General features: G+C 58.0%; 15 protein-coding genes and 1 tRNA gene. 8 read left to right on the top strand and 8 right to left on the bottom strand.

The genetic code is table 11. The features are described 5' to 3' along the window. Positions 1–259 precede the first annotated feature (259 nt). Positions 260–1,666: a deoxyribodipyrimidine photo-lyase gene (locus Q0P52_RS14960; protein WP_293765590.1), complete on the top strand. Its 1,407-nt coding sequence runs from the start codon at positions 260–262 to the stop codon at positions 1,664–1,666. A gap of 58 nt (positions 1,667–1,724) precedes the next feature. Here Q0P52_RS14960 and Q0P52_RS14965 read toward each other — a convergent pair whose 3' ends face one another. Together Q0P52_RS14965 and ccsA are read right to left on the bottom strand one after the other, a co-directional pair. Next, positions 1,725–2,126, bottom strand: coding sequence for a helix-hairpin-helix domain-containing protein (locus Q0P52_RS14965; RefSeq protein WP_293765589.1), 402 nt, complete (start codon positions 2,124–2,126; stop codon positions 1,725–1,727). A 60-nt stretch (positions 2,127–2,186) separates the two neighbouring features. Next, positions 2,187–3,008: a cytochrome c biogenesis protein CcsA gene (gene ccsA / locus Q0P52_RS14970; protein ID WP_293765588.1), complete on the bottom strand. Its 822-nt coding sequence runs from the start codon at positions 3,006–3,008 to the stop codon at positions 2,187–2,189. A gap of 108 nt (positions 3,009–3,116) precedes the next feature. Between ccsA and ffh the strand changes: the two genes are divergently transcribed. From ffh to purB, 3 genes are all read left to right on the top strand, one after another. Next, positions 3,117–4,472: a signal recognition particle protein gene (ffh, locus tag Q0P52_RS14975; RefSeq protein WP_293765587.1), complete on the top strand. Its 1,356-nt coding sequence runs from the start codon at positions 3,117–3,119 to the stop codon at positions 4,470–4,472. Positions 4,473–4,519: 47 nt separating this feature from the next. Next, positions 4,520–5,419 (top strand): hypothetical protein, encoded by a 900-nt coding sequence (locus Q0P52_RS14980; RefSeq protein WP_293765586.1) that lies wholly within the window; start codon positions 4,520–4,522, stop codon positions 5,417–5,419. Between the two features lie 66 nt (positions 5,420–5,485). Then, positions 5,486–6,856 (top strand): adenylosuccinate lyase, encoded by a 1,371-nt coding sequence (gene purB / locus Q0P52_RS14985; protein ID WP_293765585.1) that lies wholly within the window; start codon positions 5,486–5,488, stop codon positions 6,854–6,856. A gap of 238 nt (positions 6,857–7,094) precedes the next feature. Here the strand turns inward: purB and Q0P52_RS14990 are convergent. The 5 genes from Q0P52_RS14990 to Q0P52_RS15010 form a co-directional block, all read right to left on the bottom strand. After that, positions 7,095–7,171, bottom strand: a tRNA-Met gene (locus tag Q0P52_RS14990). A 110-nt stretch (positions 7,172–7,281) separates the two neighbouring features. After that, on the bottom strand, positions 7,282–7,899 hold the full coding sequence (locus tag Q0P52_RS14995) for a thiol:disulfide interchange protein DsbA/DsbL (RefSeq protein ID WP_293765584.1): 618 nt from the start codon (positions 7,897–7,899) through the stop codon (positions 7,282–7,284). Positions 7,900–7,928: 29 nt separating this feature from the next. Continuing rightward, the gene (locus Q0P52_RS15000; protein ID WP_293765583.1) at positions 7,929–8,606 is read right to left on the bottom strand and encodes an SPOR domain-containing protein; all 678 of its coding nucleotides are present in this window, start codon (positions 8,604–8,606) and stop codon (positions 7,929–7,931) included. Positions 8,607–8,759: 153 nt separating this feature from the next. Beyond that, positions 8,760–10,262, bottom strand: a complete 1,503-nt coding sequence (locus Q0P52_RS15005; protein ID WP_293765607.1) for a YifB family Mg chelatase-like AAA ATPase — start codon at positions 10,260–10,262, stop codon at positions 8,760–8,762. Between the two features lie 7 nt (positions 10,263–10,269). Then, positions 10,270–10,557, bottom strand: a complete 288-nt coding sequence (locus Q0P52_RS15010; RefSeq protein ID WP_293765606.1) for an accessory factor UbiK family protein — start codon at positions 10,555–10,557, stop codon at positions 10,270–10,272. Between the two features lie 261 nt (positions 10,558–10,818). Here Q0P52_RS15010 and glnK point away from each other — a divergent pair, with 261 nt between their 5' ends. Then, positions 10,819–11,157: a P-II family nitrogen regulator gene (gene glnK, locus Q0P52_RS15015; RefSeq protein ID WP_045845429.1), complete on the top strand. Its 339-nt coding sequence runs from the start codon at positions 10,819–10,821 to the stop codon at positions 11,155–11,157. Positions 11,158–11,188: 31 nt separating this feature from the next. Next, positions 11,189–12,499 carry an ammonium transporter gene (locus tag Q0P52_RS15020; RefSeq protein WP_293765582.1) on the top strand — a complete coding sequence of 437 codons (1,311 nt, stop codon included), beginning with the start codon at positions 11,189–11,191 and terminating at the stop codon, positions 12,497–12,499. A 305-nt stretch (positions 12,500–12,804) separates the two neighbouring features. Here Q0P52_RS15020 and metK read toward each other — a convergent pair whose 3' ends face one another. Continuing rightward, complete coding sequence (gene metK / locus Q0P52_RS15025; RefSeq protein ID WP_293765581.1) at positions 12,805–13,974, bottom strand: methionine adenosyltransferase; 1,170 nt, start codon at positions 13,972–13,974, stop codon at positions 12,805–12,807. A gap of 76 nt (positions 13,975–14,050) precedes the next feature. Between metK and Q0P52_RS15030 the strand changes: the two genes are divergently transcribed. Together Q0P52_RS15030 and Q0P52_RS15035 are read left to right on the top strand one after the other, a co-directional pair. Further along, complete coding sequence (locus tag Q0P52_RS15030; RefSeq protein WP_293765580.1) at positions 14,051–14,944, top strand: lysophospholipid acyltransferase family protein; 894 nt, start codon at positions 14,051–14,053, stop codon at positions 14,942–14,944. Further along, the gene (locus tag Q0P52_RS15035) at positions 14,941–15,807 is read left to right on the top strand and encodes a lipid A biosynthesis lauroyl acyltransferase (protein WP_293765579.1); all 867 of its coding nucleotides are present in this window, start codon (positions 14,941–14,943) and stop codon (positions 15,805–15,807) included. Before Q0P52_RS15030 ends, Q0P52_RS15035 begins: the two co-directional genes overlap by 4 nt. Positions 15,808–15,955: the final 148 nt, after the last annotated feature.

The raw sequence follows: 15,955 nt of genomic DNA on the forward strand, positions 1-15,955 counted from the left end.
CCACCGGTTTCCCGGCAAGTTGCTGATCGAAATATAAAGCGCTCGTTGCAAAAATACAAAAGGGCTCGGCAGCACTCGGCCAGACACGCAGCACGACAATGGCAAAAAATTATAATAAGCAATTGAAAAATATACGTTTTTACAAAAATCAAAATCAAAAAACAGCAGAGACAAAAAAACAACACCACTGTAAAAGTGTTGCAAAAACACCCACAAATGCCAATCTTCACCCCATTAAACACTTGGAAAAGACCTGCAAATGACACAGCCCAGCGCTCTGTTCTGGTTTCGCCGTGACTTGCGCACCGAGGACAACCGCGGCCTGTACGAGGCCCTTGCAAAGCACAACCAGGTTTATTGCGCCTTCATTCTGGACAGCTCAATCCTGGACCCTCTGCCCCGTCAGGATCGGCGCGTGGACTTCATCATGGCAAGCCTGCAGTCCCTCCAGCTTGAACTGCGCCAACATGGTGGCGAGCTGCTGGTACGACATGGACTACCTATAGAAGAGATCCCTCGACTGGCTCGCGACCTTGGCGTCGATTGCGTTTACGCCAATAAAGATTACGAACCCGCGACCATCCTGCGAGACAGACGCGTCAGCGAGCTGCTGGAGGCCGAGGGCCGGCGTCTGTCCTTATATAAGGATCATGTGGTTTTTGAGGAGGATGAAATCCTGACAGCCGCAAGCCGGCCTTATACCGTGTTCACCCCCTATAAAAACAATTGGCAGAAGAAAGTGCGCCATCTGGATCTGGAGGTGGCAGACTCAGCCAGCATGCTTCACAAGCTGGCGCAGCATCCGGCTACCGATCTGCCCGCCTTGCAGGATTTCGGCTTTGAAAGCAGCGATCTGTCTTCGCTGCCGATCGCGCCGGGCAGTACCGGGGCAAGAGTGCTACTGGATGACTTCAGCGATCGGATAGAACACTACAAAACGCTGCGGGACTTTCCTTCGGTTAAAGGCGTTTCCTATCTGTCGGCTCACTTGCGCTTCGGTACGATCTCAATCCGACAGTTGGCCAGACTGGCATATGAAAGACAAAACGCCGGCGCAGACTGCTGGCTTGGGGAGCTGATTTGGCGCGATTTCTATCAGCAGTTTCTTTGGCATTTTCCGAACGTCGCCAAGCAGAGCTTCAAGCCCGAGTACCAAAACCTAGCCTACGAAAATAATGAGGAGTGGTTTGCCGCGTGGAAAGAAGGACGCACCGGCTACCCGATCGTTGACGCAGCCATGCGCCAGTTGCTGCATAGCGGTTATATGCACAACCGCCTTCGCATGATTGTGGCCAGTTTCCTGGTAAAAGATCTGCTGATTGACTGGCGATGGGGGGAGGCGTGGTTTGCTGAAAAGTTACTGGACTTCGACCTGGCGGCCAACAACGGCGGTTGGCAATGGTCGGCCTCCACGGGCTGCGACGCACAGCCCTATTTCCGTATTTTCAATCCGGTAAGTCAGTCAGAAAAGTTCGACCCGCAAGGCAAGCTCATCCGCCGCTATGTGCCAGAGCTGGCAGCCTTCGATGACAAAGCCATCCACGCCCCTTGGCAAGCAAAGACAACGCCCCCAGGTTTCCGATTGGGCTTGGACTACCCACACCCCATCGTCGATCATGCGGTGCAGAGAGAAAAGGCGCTGGCCCTCTTCGGCAAACCTGCATAAACGCACAATGCAAAAAGCCCGGCCAAAGCCGGGCTTCTGTTTCTTTATTGCACCTTGTTCAAGGCTTCTTGGCCACGGACTTAGAGGCGTCCTTCTTGGCCGGTTTTGCCGGCGCTGCCGGCTTAGCCGTCGCGGCGGGAGCGGCTGCCGGTTTGTTGGCCGCCGCAGGTGCGCCACTCTTGGCCGCTGCTGCGGGCGCAGTCGTAGCGCCGCTCACTGCGATATCCTTGCGCAGCTTCTCCAGGGTTTTATCGCCAATGCCGGAGACGTTTTTCAAATCATCTACACTCTTGAAAGCACCGTTCTTAGCGCGGTAATCAATGATGGCCTTAGCCTTCACCGGGCCGATGCCATTCAGGGACTCAAGTTGCTCCTGAGTAGCCGTATTGATATTGACGGCGGCGAAAGCAGATGCGCAAACAAACAGGAAACCCAACAAGGCGGCAAGCAGTTTCTTCATGAACGACTCCTTCGTTTCGACAAGATTTAAGCAGCTCGCCACAGGGTTTGACTCCTGAGGCTAGCTTCGATGCAACACAAGCTCCAGCACCATCTTGCTACCAATGTATGCCAGCAGCAAGGCAGCGAAGCCAGCCAAGGTCCAGCGGATTGCCAGCTTACCGCGCCACCCCTTGAGCTTGCGCCCGACAAGCAAAGCACCGAACAGCCCCCAGGACAACACACCAAAGACTGTCTTATGAGTCAGCGCCGCAGGTTTGCCGAAGACTTCCTCCGAAAACACCACGCCGGTCAGAAGTGATACCGAAAGAAGCAGAAATCCCACCCCGATGACCTGAAACATCATTTTTTCGAGCGAAAGCAAAGGTGGCAGCTGCCGCACCAACGCCAGCCCCCGCTTCTGATGCAGTGCTTTCTCCATGAACAGCATCAGCACAGCCAGTAGTGCGCCAATGGCAAACAGGCTGTAAGCCACAATGGACACCAACACGTGCAAGGCAAAGGCGGGATTGCGCAGATCATGCATGACATGCTCACCGGGAAAAGCCAGTGCGAACGCCAGTGTCGCCATCGCCAGTGGCATCATGAACAACTGCAGCCCCTCCACCCGGTAAAAGAAGCCGCAAGTCCAGTAAATGACTAGCATGATCCACACCACAATGGAGAGCGCCCGGCCTACGCCGAGTGAAACAATGGGGCCTTGCAGTACCGGCGACATTACGGCAAAAGCATGCGCCAACAGCAAGGCGCCAAGCAGCGTGTGCTCCAGCCTCGGGTTGCGCGGCAAGCTTGCTGCGCCTTTCCAGTTGCCAATGAAATGCCAGGAAAGGCCGCCGTAGGCGAGGATGAGCAACAGGCTCAGAATGAACAGGAATCCGGTCATGAAAAATTACGCCATCAAATCCGGGCGTTACCCGGCAGGCTCGTGGTAAAATCGACAGTTTGAAAGTCTACACCAACCTGTCCCCCGTTGGCACAGTAAGGACGCAGCATGCTAGACAACCTGACCAGCCGCCTGTCCGGCGTGATCAAGAACCTGCGCGGCAACGCCCGCCTGACCGAATCCAACATCCAGGACGCCCTGCGCGAAGTGCGCATGGCCTTGCTGGAAGCCGACGTCGCCCTGCCCGTCGTCAAAACCTTCATCGCTCAGATCAAGGAACGCGCATTGGGCCAGGAGGTGATGGGTAGCCTCACGCCAGGCCAGGCTCTGGTGGGCGTGGTGAACGAAGAGCTCGTCAAGCTGATGGGCGAGAAAAACGACGCCCTTAATCTGGCGGCCGTACCCCCGGCCATCGTGCTGATGGCCGGTCTGCAAGGTGCGGGCAAGACCACCACCGTCGGCAAGCTGGCCAAGCTACTGAAGGAAACACAGAAGAAGAAAGTGCTGGTGGTGTCGGCCGACGTCTACCGCCCCGCCGCCATTGAGCAACTGAAACTCTTGGCCGAGCAAGTGGGCGTAGAGTGGTTCCCCTCGGATGGCGCGCAAAAACCGGTGGACATCGCCCGCGCCGCCGTGGAACACGCCAAGCGCCATTTCTTTGACGTACTGATGGTGGACACCGCAGGTCGCCTGGCCATTGACGACGCCATGATGGCGGAAATCAAGGCGCTGCACGCTGCCATCAATCCAGTGGAAACCCTGTTCGTGGTGGATGCCATGCAGGGTCAGGACGCTGTCAACACCGCACAAGCTTTTAATGAAACTCTGCCGCTCACCGGCGTCATCCTCACCAAGATGGACGGCGACTCGCGCGGCGGCGCCGCCCTGTCCGTGCGCCATGTCACCGGCAAGCCGATCAAGTTTATCGGTGTCGGCGAGAAGGTAAGCGGCCTAGAGCCCTTCTACCCCGACCGTATCGCCAGTCGCATTCTCGGCATGGGCGACGTGCTGTCCCTGATCGAAGAAGTGCAAAAAGGCATCGATCAGGATGAAGCCGTGGCCATGGCCAAGAAGCTCAAGTCCGGCAAAGGTTTCGACCTTGAGGATTTCAAGGCCCAGATGCAGCAGATGAAGAAGATGGGCGGCATGGCCAATCTGCTGGACAAGATGCCTGGGCAACTCGGCCAGATGGCCAAGGGCATTCAGGGGGCCGAAGCGGAAAAATCCATGCGTCGCATCGAAGGCATCATCAACTCCATGACACTGGAGGAGCGACGCAAGCCGGAACTGCTCAAAGCCAGTCGCAAGCGGCGAATCGCCGCCGGCTCGGGAGTGACCGTGCAAGAGGTTAACCGTCTGCTGAATCAGTTTGAGCAAACGCAAAAAATGATGAAGCAGTTCTCCGCCAAGGGCGGACTGATGAAAATGATGCGCGGTATGAAGGGCATGATGCCCGGGATGTAATCGAAAACGGGTGCGAGTCACCCGTTTTTCTTGAGATGAAGACAACGATGCATTTTGATGTAGTCGTACTGACAGACCGCCGCCTGCTTGAGCTGGAGCACGGCGACTGGTACAGCCAACAGGTCCACAAGGAAGACGGGCTAGTGCTGAATGCACTTGCCGCCCGCGGCCTCAAGGTTTGCCGAAAGGCCTGGGACGATAGCGAATTTGACTGGCGACAGGCCGGCGCGCTGCTGTTTCGCACCACTTGGGATTATTTCGAACGCTATCCGGAGTTTGCCCCTTGGTTGTCGGCTGCCAGCCAGGCCACCCGCCTGTTCAACAGCGCAGGGCTCATTCGCTGGAACATCGACAAGCATTATCTGGGTGAGTTGGCGCAAAAAGGCATCAACACCGTCACCACCCACTACATTGAAAAGCATGACCCGCGCACTTTGCGCCAAGTACTGGAACAAAACGGCATTGAAGACGCCATTCTGAAGCCTGCGATTTCCGGCTCGGCAAGACATACTTACCGCGTCTCGCCAAACAATGCCGCCGAGCTGGAGTGCATATTCGCCAAGCTGGTGCAACAAGAGGCCATGATGGTGCAACCCTTCCAGCACCAGGTTCTCGTACAGGGCGAGATTTCCCTGATGGTGCTGGATGGCAAAGTCAGCCATGCCATCCGCAAGACACCAAAGCATGGCGACTTCCGCGTGCAGGATGATCACGGCGGCAGCGTGCATGAACATCGCGCTAGCGATGAAGAAACAAGGTTTGCCGAAGCGGCCGTCGCCGCAGTGCCGCACGATGTACTGTATGCGCGCGTGGACATGGTACGCGACAACCATGCGCAGCTGGCCATTATGGAACTGGAAATGATAGAACCGGAGCTGTTTTTCCGCTTCCACCCGGAAGCCGCCGAGCAATTGGCTGACGGCATCTGCCGCCGGCTGGGCCGCTAAACTGCTCCCTACCCGTTTTTGTACTGAAACCGCCGGTTCGCCGGCAAAGCCTGGAAATACCGAGTCATGAATCTGAACCCTCTGACCGCCCTGAGCCCGCTGGATGGCCGCTACGCCGCCCAGGTTGAAGGCTTGCGCAATCTGTTCTCCGAATACGGCCTGATGAAGTTCCGTATCAAGGTGGAACTGGAATGGCTGAAAATGCTGGCTGCCGAACCCGGCATTGAAGAAGTCAAGCCGTTTTCAGAAGCCACCGTGCGCGAAATCGATGATGTAATCGCCGGTTTCTCGGTAGAGCATGGCGAGGAAGTGAAAGCCATCGAGGCCCGCACCAACCACGATGTTAAAGCCATCGAATACTGGTTGAAAGAACGCCTATCCGGCAATCCGGAAGTCATGGCCGCCAGCGAATTCATCCATTTCGCCTGCACCTCCGAAGACATCAATAACCTGTCCCACGCGTTGATGCTGAAAACTGCGCGCAATACCGTGATTCTGCCCGCTCTGGAGGAAGTCATCGGGAAGCTGCAGTTGCTGGCGCATGAGCTGGCTGATCTGCCCATGATGTGCCGCACTCATGGTCAGCCGGCCACGCCGTCCACCATGGGCAAGGAGCTGGCCAACACCGTGTATCGCCTGAAGCGTCAGCGCGAACAGCTGGTGAACCAGGAGATCCTCGGTAAGATCAATGGCGCCGTCGGCAACTACAACGCACATCTGGTGGCCTACCCGCAAATCGACTGGGAAAGCCTGTGCGGCCGCTTCGTTTCCGGCCTGGGCCTGACCTTCAACCCCTACACCATACAGATCGAGCCGCATGACTATATGGCCGAGCTGTATCAGGTGACAGGGCGCGTGAATACCATCCTGATCGACCTCAATCGCGATATCTGGGGCTATATCTCGCTGGGCTACTTCAAACAGAAGGTGAAGAAGGACGAAGTAGGCAGTTCCACCATGCCGCACAAGGTCAACCCGATCGACTTCGAAAACTCCGAAGGCAATCTGGGCATGGCCAATGCCATCCTCGGCCACCTGGCGGAAAAACTGCCGGTATCCCGCTGGCAGCGCGACCTGACCGACTCCACCGTGCTGCGCAATATGGGCGTGGGCTTCGGCTACACCATGCTCGGCTTCAAGGCCTGCCTGAAGGGTCTGAACAAGCTGGAAATCAACCCAGCGGCCATTACCGACGAATTGGGCCGCAGCTGGGAATTGCTGGCAGAACCGATCCAGACCGTCATGCGTCGTTACGGTGTGCCCAACCCGTACGAGCAGCTCAAGGAGCTGACGCGCGGCAAGGACGGCATCACGCGCGAAACCCTGTCCGCCTTTATCAAGGGTCTGGAAATTCCGGACGCGGAGAAGGCTCGCCTGCTGGAATTGACACCGGCAACGTATGTCGGCAAGGCCGGAGAATTGGCCAAGCGCATCTGAGGCACAGGCTAGCCATGCAGCCGCCAAGGCCGCCACCAGGCGGCCTTTTTGTATTCCCGAATCACTCGGGGCTCAAAAGCAAGATTCGCGAGGACAAAAAGAAACGAGCCCTGCCCATCCGGGCAAGGCTCCAATTATATGACTCGAGGGAATACGTTCCTGAACAGCTGAACGTATGGTGTTGCGCCTAAGCACACACAAGAAGACCGCCTTGCAAGGCGGTCTTCTTGTGAGAACTTGGTTGCGGGGGCAGGATTCGAACCTACGACCTTCGGGTTATGAGCCCGACGAGCTACCAGACTGCTCCACCCCGCGGCAGAGAATTGAATAATACCTTCGTATTTTTACGTAGTCAAGCCTTTTCTACGCTGCGGCAAAAAAACAGGGTGGCTGAGGCCACCCTAGTTTTATCAAAAAGAAACTCGTTACTTGATATTGCTCTCGGCCTTGGCCTTGGCGATCAACTCGTTCATCACCTGGATCAGTCTCGCCGGCTCTGCGGGAAGCAATTGATACTTGCCGTTGACGATGATGGTAGGCGTACCTTCGATATTGTAGGTGCGAGTGATTTGAGCCGCGCGCGCTACCTGGCTGTTAATGCCGAAGGAGTTGTAGGTCTGCATGAACTTGTTGAAATCGACGCCAGGCTGCTTCTTCAACCAGCCTTTCAGGATAGCCGGATCAGACAGGTTGACCTTTTGCTCCATCACCGCCTTGAAAGCCTGAGAATGCAGCTTGGCCGCAGTACCCGTCGTATTCATGGTGGCAAAGAAACGGGCAAAGCCCTCCATCGGCTTTTGCCAAACAATCTGTTCTTTGCGCATGTCGACGTAAGCAGGCTTGCTCTTCTCCCATGCCGACATCAGCGGATCAAGATGAAAACAATGAATGCAGGTGTAAGAGAAGAATTCAATCACTTCTACTTTCTTGGGATTGGCCACCGGTTGCGGCTTGTCCATCACCACATAATCCTTGCCAAGCTCAATAGCGGCATTGGCAAAACCGCTTACTGCCACCAGGGCAATCAACAGCCACTTCTTCATTGCGAATCCTCTTGTTTGGGTTGGTCTTGTCACTCTGCGCGCACCAAGGTGGCGTTGATGCCATCCTGCTTCAATTGCGCTTTGACACGATCGATATCATCCTGACGGCTGAGCGGGCCAACGCGGACGCGGTGCACCAAGCCCTTGTCCGGCACGTTGACCGACTGGATCTTGGCTTCGACACCTAACAAGGCCAGCTTGGCCTTCAGATTGTCGGCCTCGTTTTCATTCTGGAAAGCACCCAGCTGCAAGTAGACCTTTTTGGCAGAGTTAGCCGAAGAAGGTTCCTTGCCAGCCTGCTTGGCATCGCCGGGTACGGCATCCGCCTGTCCTGGCAAAATTTTGTAGAAGTCGAAGCGCTGCTCATCTTTGCCCGCCTGCTGTCCAGCATTGCTCTGCGCAGGAGGGGACTTGGCTGGCTTGGCCGGCGTAGCTTCGGGAGGCATGGGCGGAGGCACCGGAGGCAGCTCGTCAAGCTTGGCCGAGCCAGTTGTGGCACTAGCCGCTGGCGCGGCCGGTGCAGAAGCCGTCACATCGGCTATTTTAGTTCCGGGCTCAAGCAACTCGGTTGAGGGGGCGGAGGCTTGCCCGTTCTTGCGATCAAGCTTCTCCAGATTGGAGAACGGCGTCGCCGAGCGGTTCAGATACATGGCAAGACCCACTGCCACCGCTACGCCGACAATCAGGCCGATAAGGATGCCGGCCACCAGACCGCCGCCTCCGCTCTTGCCGGACGAGCCGCGGCTGCGGGAGGAAGTCCTGGAAGAATTCTTTACATCACGATTTGCCATGTACAGCTACCACTCCGGTTCAGTCCAACACCTTATTATCTATTAATTCCCGGTGAAAATATATTTCAGCTAGGTTCCGGGAAAACTCGCGCGCCGCAATTGAATGGCTTGCAGGACATGGCTTCGGCCAACCTTGGCCACTCTTTCAAGATCGGCAATGGTGCGCGCAACGCGCAGTATCCGATGATAGCCGCGAGCAGACAAGGCAAGCTGGTCGAGCGCGCTGCGCAAAAACGCCGTGGTATCGTCATCGCAGCGGGCATGGCTGTCGAGCTCCGCGCTGGTCAATGCCGCATTGGTCTTGCCTTGTCGCGACAACTGCGACTCTCGCGCCGCGATGACGCGGCCCCGGACCGCCTCACTGCACTCTGCCTGATGGGCGCCAGTCAGCTCTTCCGAGGTCAACGACGGCACTTGCAAATGCAGGTCGATACGATCCAGCAGCGGGCCAGAGAGCTTGCCGCGATAGCGCGCCACCTGCTCGGGCGTACAGCGGCATCGTCCTGCCGGATGCCCCAGAAAACCACAGGGGCAGGGATTCATTGCCGCAATCAGTTGGAAGCGGGCCGGAAAAACAGCCTGCCGGGTTGCCCGGGAAATATGGATCTCTCCGTTTTCCAAAGGTTCGCGCAACACTTCCAGCACCCGCCGATCAAACTCCGGCAACTCGTCCAGAAACAAGACCCCATGATGCGCCAGACTGATTTCACCAGGCCTCGGATCCGCTCCGCCCCCCACCAGCGCGGCAGCCGACGCAGAGTGATGGGGAGAGCGGAAGGGGCGCGTTTTCCAGCTATCAATCCGAAAACCCTGCGAACCCAAAGATTGCAAGGCTGCCGACTCCAAGGCTTCGGCATCGCTCATCGGCGGCAATATACCGGGTAGCCTGCTGGCCAGCATGGATTTCCCTGTCCCCGGCGGCCCCATCAATAACAGGCTGTGTCCGCCTGCGGCGGCGATTTCCAATGCATGGCGCGCAGCCTGCTGTCCACGCACCTCAGACAAATCAGGATAGTGACGCACTACAACCTGAAGCTCGCTCTCAAGCACGGCGATCTCCGTCAGGCCATTGAGATGCGCGGCCGCCTCCAACAAACTGGCTACTGGGAGAATTTGCGCCGAGCCCACCAACGCCGCTTCGTGCGCACAACCTGCCGGCAGCATGAAGCGGCGCTCAGCTCGCGCTGCATGGCATGCCATTGCAAGCGCGCCTCTTACAGGCCGCACTTCCCCGCCCAACGCCAGTTCGCCGACAAAGTCGTATTGATCAAGACTGCTGCAAGATATCTGGCCGGAGGCGGCAAGAATGCCAATGGCGATGGGCAGGTCGAACCGGCCTGAGTCTTTAGGCAAATCGGCCGGTGCCAGATTGACGGTGATTTTGCGGGCAGGAAATTCGAAACCGGAAGTCTGGATCGCCGCGCGCACCCGATCGCGGCTTTCCTTGACCTCCGTATCCGGCAGACCCACCAGGGTAAATTGCGGCAGGCCGTTGGCCAGATGCACCTCGACAGCCACTTCAGGCGCATTCAGACCGCACAGGGCCCGACTATGAATGACGGCTAGGGACATGGGCCTTTCAGGAGTGGCCCGGCTCAGCCTCCTCCACCTGTTTGGCTGTGCTCGCCTCAGGTAATGCCAGAGCTTCAAGACGAGCCAGTCTTTCTTCCAGCGCACTCAGTTTTTCACGAGTGCGCACCAGTACTTCCTGTTGCACGTCGAATTCTTCTCGCGTAACCAGATCCATCTTGGAAAATGTGGCTGCCATCATGGCTTTGACATTTTTTTCGATGTCCCTCGCTGGGCTTGCGGCGATGGTTTCACTGATCTTGGCACTGATTTCATCAAACAATTTCTGGCTGAGCATGCTGCGCCTCCTGCAAAAAGGGAATGTCGGAATCAGTGTAGCAAAAAAGGACATTCCCGGCAGAAGCGCGCCGCGCACCACATCGGTGCAGTAGCCGGATTTAACGTGCGCCGACATGGTGCCAGTTGTCATTTTCCGCCGGCAAGCTGCTCATTCGGACAGGAAAATGCCGAATCCAACGCTCAATGCAGGCTGGCACGCTTTATGCAGTAGTGCACTCAGCAGCTCAAACCACACCTCACCCATCGCAAAGGAGTGAACATGAAACTGGTCACCGCCGTTATCAAGCCGTTCAAGCTTGATGAAGTCAGAGAGGCGCTGTCCGCCATCGGCGTACAGGGCATCACCGTCACTGAAGTGAAGGGCTTCGGCCGTCAGAAGGGGCATACCGAGCTCTATCGCGGCGCGGAATACGTGGTGGATTTTCTGCCGAAGGTCAAGCTGGAGATCGCCATTGATGACAGCCTGTTGGACCAGGTAGTGGAAGCCATCGAAAAATCCGCCCGCACCGGCAAGATCGGCGACGGCAAGATTTTTGTGTTCGACCTTGAACAGATCGTACGGATCCGGACCGGAGAAACCGGCACCGACGCTGTCTGACACGACATCAAGCCAACTGGGGATAAAGACAATGAAGAAGAAACTTGCTGCATTGGGAACCGGCCTCGCCGCTCTGGCACTACCGGTACTGGCTGACGCGCCGGCAGGTCCGGCCATGGCCGACTTCAAAGTGATCAACTCGGGGGATACCGCCTGGATGCTGGTTTCCACGGCGCTGGTGCTGTTCATGACCATTCCCGGCCTTGCCCTCTTTTACGGCGGCATGGTGCGTAAGAAAAACGTACTGGCCACGCTGATGCAGAGCTTCGCCATTACTGCGCTGGTGACGGTACTGTGGGCGGTAATCGGTTACAGCCTGGCCTTTACCGTGGGCACGCCTTACCTGGGTGATCTGGGCCGCTTCCTGCTTAACGGCATGGATTACATCGCCGATACCAAGAAACTGGCCGTGCACCCGTCTGCCGGCACGATTCCGGAATCGGTGTTCATGATGTTCCAAATGACTTTCGCCATCATCACTCCTGCCCTGATTACCGGCGCCTTCGCGGAACGCATGAAGTTCTCCGCGCTGCTGATCTTTACCGCGCTGTGGTCCTTGCTGGTCTATGTACCGGTGGCCCACTGGGTGTGGGCGCCGGGCGGCTGGATGGCCAACAAGGGCGTACTGGACTTTGCCGGTGGCACCGTGGTGCACATCAACGCCGGTATCGCCGGCCTGGTTGCCGCACTGGTGATGGGCAAGCGCGTGGGCTTCGGCAAGGAAGCCATGCCCCCGCACAACCTGATTCTGACCCTGATCGGTGCCTCCATGCTGTGGGTGGGTTGGTTCGGCTTCAACGCCGGGTCGGCAGTCGCAGCCGACGGCCGCGCCGGCATGGCCATGGTGACGACGCAGGTTGCCACCGGCATTGCCGCCCTGGCATGGACCTTCGCTGAATGGATCCACAAGAAAAAGCCGTCCGTACTGGGTATCGCTTCCGGTGCGGTCGCGGGTCTGGTGGCCATCACCCCGGCTGCAGGTTTCGTGGATGTGAAGGGCGCGCTGATCATCGGCGCGGTGGCTGGCGTCGTATGTTTCTGGGGCGCGACCGGCCTGAAGCACATGCTGGGCTACGACGACTCTCTGGATGCGTTTGGCGTGCATGGCGTAGGCGGCATTGTCGGCGCGTTGCTCACCGGCGTATTCGCGGTCAAGAGCATCGGCGGCTCGGAAGGCAGCCTCGCCACCCAGGCGCTGGGCGTCGGCGTGACGGTGGTTTACTGCGGCATCATCACCTTCATCCTGCTGAAGATCATTGATGCGGTTCTGGGTCTGCGTGTGGCAGAAGACGAAGAACGCGAAGGTCTGGACGTGGTGCTGCACGGCGAACGCGTCGAGTAAGCAAAGACGCCGGACAAAAAGGTTTTCTTGTTGTGGTAAGGGACTTTGGGGCACTTCGGTGCCCCATTTTTTTGCGCTCGGCATGCCCCCTGGCGCAACTGCCCGCGCACACCAAACTGCGTCTCCTGCCCTGCAAGCCTGGCCGAAGCCTACCCCCATTCCGCTCCCGCGCACCCGAGCCCAAAACATGTCACCGCAGTGATCGCAAACCAGACCAGCCACAAGGACAAAGTCAACGCCATGTCTGCCGGCAAAGAAAAAGCCCCGCTTTGGCGGGGCTTTGGCATGCTATGGCTGGACGAGTATCAGAGGCCGGCGTCTGCGCGCAGGGCAGCCACCTTGTCGGTGCGCTCCCAGGTGAACTCGGGCTCTTCGCGACCAAAGTGGCCATAGGCGGCGGTCTTGCCGTAGATTGGGCGCAGCAGGTCCAGCATTTGCACGATGCCTTTCGGACGCAGATCGAAATGCTTTTTCACCAACTCGACAATCTTTTCGTTGGGAATGGCGTTAGTGCCGAAGGTATCCACTGCAATGGAGGTGGGCTCAGCCACACCGATGGCGTAAGACACCTGAATCTGGCACTGCCGGGCCAGACCAGCCGCCACGATATTCTTGGCCACATAGCGGCCCGCATAGGCGGCGGAACGGTCTACCTTGGTCGGATCCTTGCCGGAGAAGGCACCACCGCCATGCGGGGCTGCGCCGCCGTAGGTGTCGACGATGATCTTACGGCCGGTCAGACCGCAATCGCCCATTGGGCCGCCGATGACGAAGCGGCCGGTCGGGTTGACCAGATATTTGGTTTCTGGTGTCAGCATTTCTGGCGGCAGCACCGGCTTGATGATGTCTTCGATGACGGCGTCGGTCAGCGTTTTGTGATCGATCTCCGGCGCGTGCTGGGTGGAGAGCACCACAGTATCGATGCGCTTCGGCAAACCGGTTTTACTGTCGTAGACGCAGGTGATCTGGCTCTTGGCGTCCGGGCGCAGCCACGGCAAGCGGCCATCCTTGCGCAGTTCAGCCTGGCGCTGCACCAAGCGGTGAGCGTAGTAAATCGGGAACGGCATCAGCGTCGGGGTTTCGTCGCAAGCGTAGCCGAACATCAAGCCCTGGTCGCCGGCGCCTTGGTCAAGATCAAGGCCTTCGCCTTCGTTGACGCCTTGGGCGATGTCGGGAGACTGCTTGTCGTAGCAGGCCATCACCGCGCAACCGTGGTAATCGAAGCCCAGTTCGGAATTGTCGTAGCCAATGCGCTTGATGGTGTCGCGCGCTACCTTGATGTAGTCCACATTGGCCGTGGTGGTGATTTCACCCGCCAGCACCACCAGTCCGGTGTTCACCAGCGTTTCAGCCGCGACACGGGCGTATTTGTCCTCACGCAGGATGGCATCGAGGATGGCATCGGAGATCTGGTCGGCGACCTTGTCCGGATGGCCTTCCGAAACCGACTCCGAAGTAAACAGATATTCGCTCATTGTTGTTGATTCCCGAATCAAAGCAAAACAGTGTGATGATAAAATAGCCCGCTTGACCGATCACCACAGATAATTCATGTCCAAGCTGGTTCAACTCCTGCTGTCCGCGCTGGCCCGCCTGCCGCTACCCTGGCTTCAACGCCTGGGGGCTTTGCTGGGCCGCCTGACCTACTTCGCCTCGCCGCGTTACGCTGAGCGGCTGCAGGCAAATCTTGGAGCGAGTAAAATCTGTGGAAATTATCAGGTTTTGCACGACCTCGTCAAACAATCCGCCGAGGAAACCGGCAAAGGCGCACTGGAGTTGTCAATAGCCTGGTGCAGGGAGCCGGAAGACATCGCCGCCATGGTGAAAGCCTGTCATGGCTGGGAACATGTCGAAGCGGCGCTGGCGCGCGGCGACGGCATTGTGTTTGTCACCCCCCACTTGGGCAGCTACGACATCGCCGGCCGCTACATCAGCTCTCGCCTGCCTTTCCCGCTGACCGCGATGTATCGCCCGCCCAAGCTCGCCTGGCTGGAGCCGGTAATGCAATCCGGACGCGCGCGCGGCAAGGGTCGAACCGCGCCGGCAACCGCCGCTGGCGTGCGGGTATTGATGAAGGCGCTGAAAAGCGGGGAAGCCACCATCATTCTGCCCGATCAGGTGCCGGCCAATGGAGAAGGCGTCTGGGCCCCTTTCTTTGGCCAGGCCGCCTACACCATGACACTGGTGCCGCGCCTGGCGCAGGTGCGCGGTGTGGAGGTGCTGTTTTTCGTCGGCGAACGTTTGCCGAAGGGCCAGGGCTTTGCCGTGCACATCGAGAAAATGGATGAGCCCTTCTCCGGCGACAAGGAGGGCGATGTCGCCCTGCTCAATCGCACCGTGGAAAACCTGATCCGCCGCTTCCCCAGCCAATACCTGTGGAGCTACAACCGCTACAAGTGCCCGCCCGACGTGGAACGCCCGGCGGCTACCGAAGGAAACGCATGAGATTCGCATTCGCCCTACTTTGGCTGCTACGACTGCTGCCGATGTCGGTCATCGGCCTGCTGGCCACTTTGCTGGGCCGGCTTGCCTATCTGTTGGCCGGTGAACGCCGCCGCGTCGGCATGATCAACCTCGGCTTGTGCTTCCCGGAGATGTCCGATACCGAGAAGCGCCGCTTGCTGAAGGCCCACTTCGCCTACATGATCCGCATGGTGCTGGAGTACGGCGTGTGCTGGTGGAGCGACGCCAGGCGCATCGACAACTTGGTCACCATCAAGAACCTGCACATTGTTGAAGAACTGCGCGCCAAGGGCGAGGACATCATCTTGTTCTACCCGCACTTTGTCGGCTTTGAAATGTGCGTCTTTGCCCTGAACCAGCATTTGCCGCTGGTTAGCGTGTATTCACAGCAGAAGAATGACACGCTGGACGAACAGATCTACAAAGGCCGGCAGCGTTACAACAATGCGTTCATTGTGCCGCGCAAAGACGGCTTGCGCCCTATCGTCAAAGCGATGCGCAAGGACCACACGCCCTTTCTTTATCTGCCGGATCAGGATTTCGGCGCCCGCGACTCGGTCTTCGTCAAATTCTTCAATACCGAGGCCGCCACCATTACCGGCTTGTCCCGCATCAGCCAGTTGGCCAAGGCCCGCGTCGTGCCCACCATCGCCCGCCGGGTGGGCAACCGGTTCGAGCTGGAATTCTATCCCGCTTGGGAAAACTTCCCTTCGGCCGACGTTGTTGCCGACACGCGCAGAATGAACGCCTTTCTTGAGGATCGCATCCGGGAAATCCCCGAACAGTATTTCTGGCTGCACAAGCGCTTCAAAACCCGCCCGGAAGGCGAGCCCCGCGTCTACTGAGCATCCTCCCACGCGCTTCCGCGTGCCTTGCCCCGGTCCAACAGCCCGCTATGCGGGCTTTTTGATTTTGCCAGAGCAAAACGTCTCGCCATGCCTTGCAAGCGCAGAGCATGATTCCTTCCGGCATTTCGCTGTCAACAGACAGACT

The sequence above is a fragment of the uncultured Aquitalea sp. genome (assembly GCF_945957525.1).
Lineage (GTDB): Bacteria > Pseudomonadota > Gammaproteobacteria > Burkholderiales > Chromobacteriaceae > Aquitalea.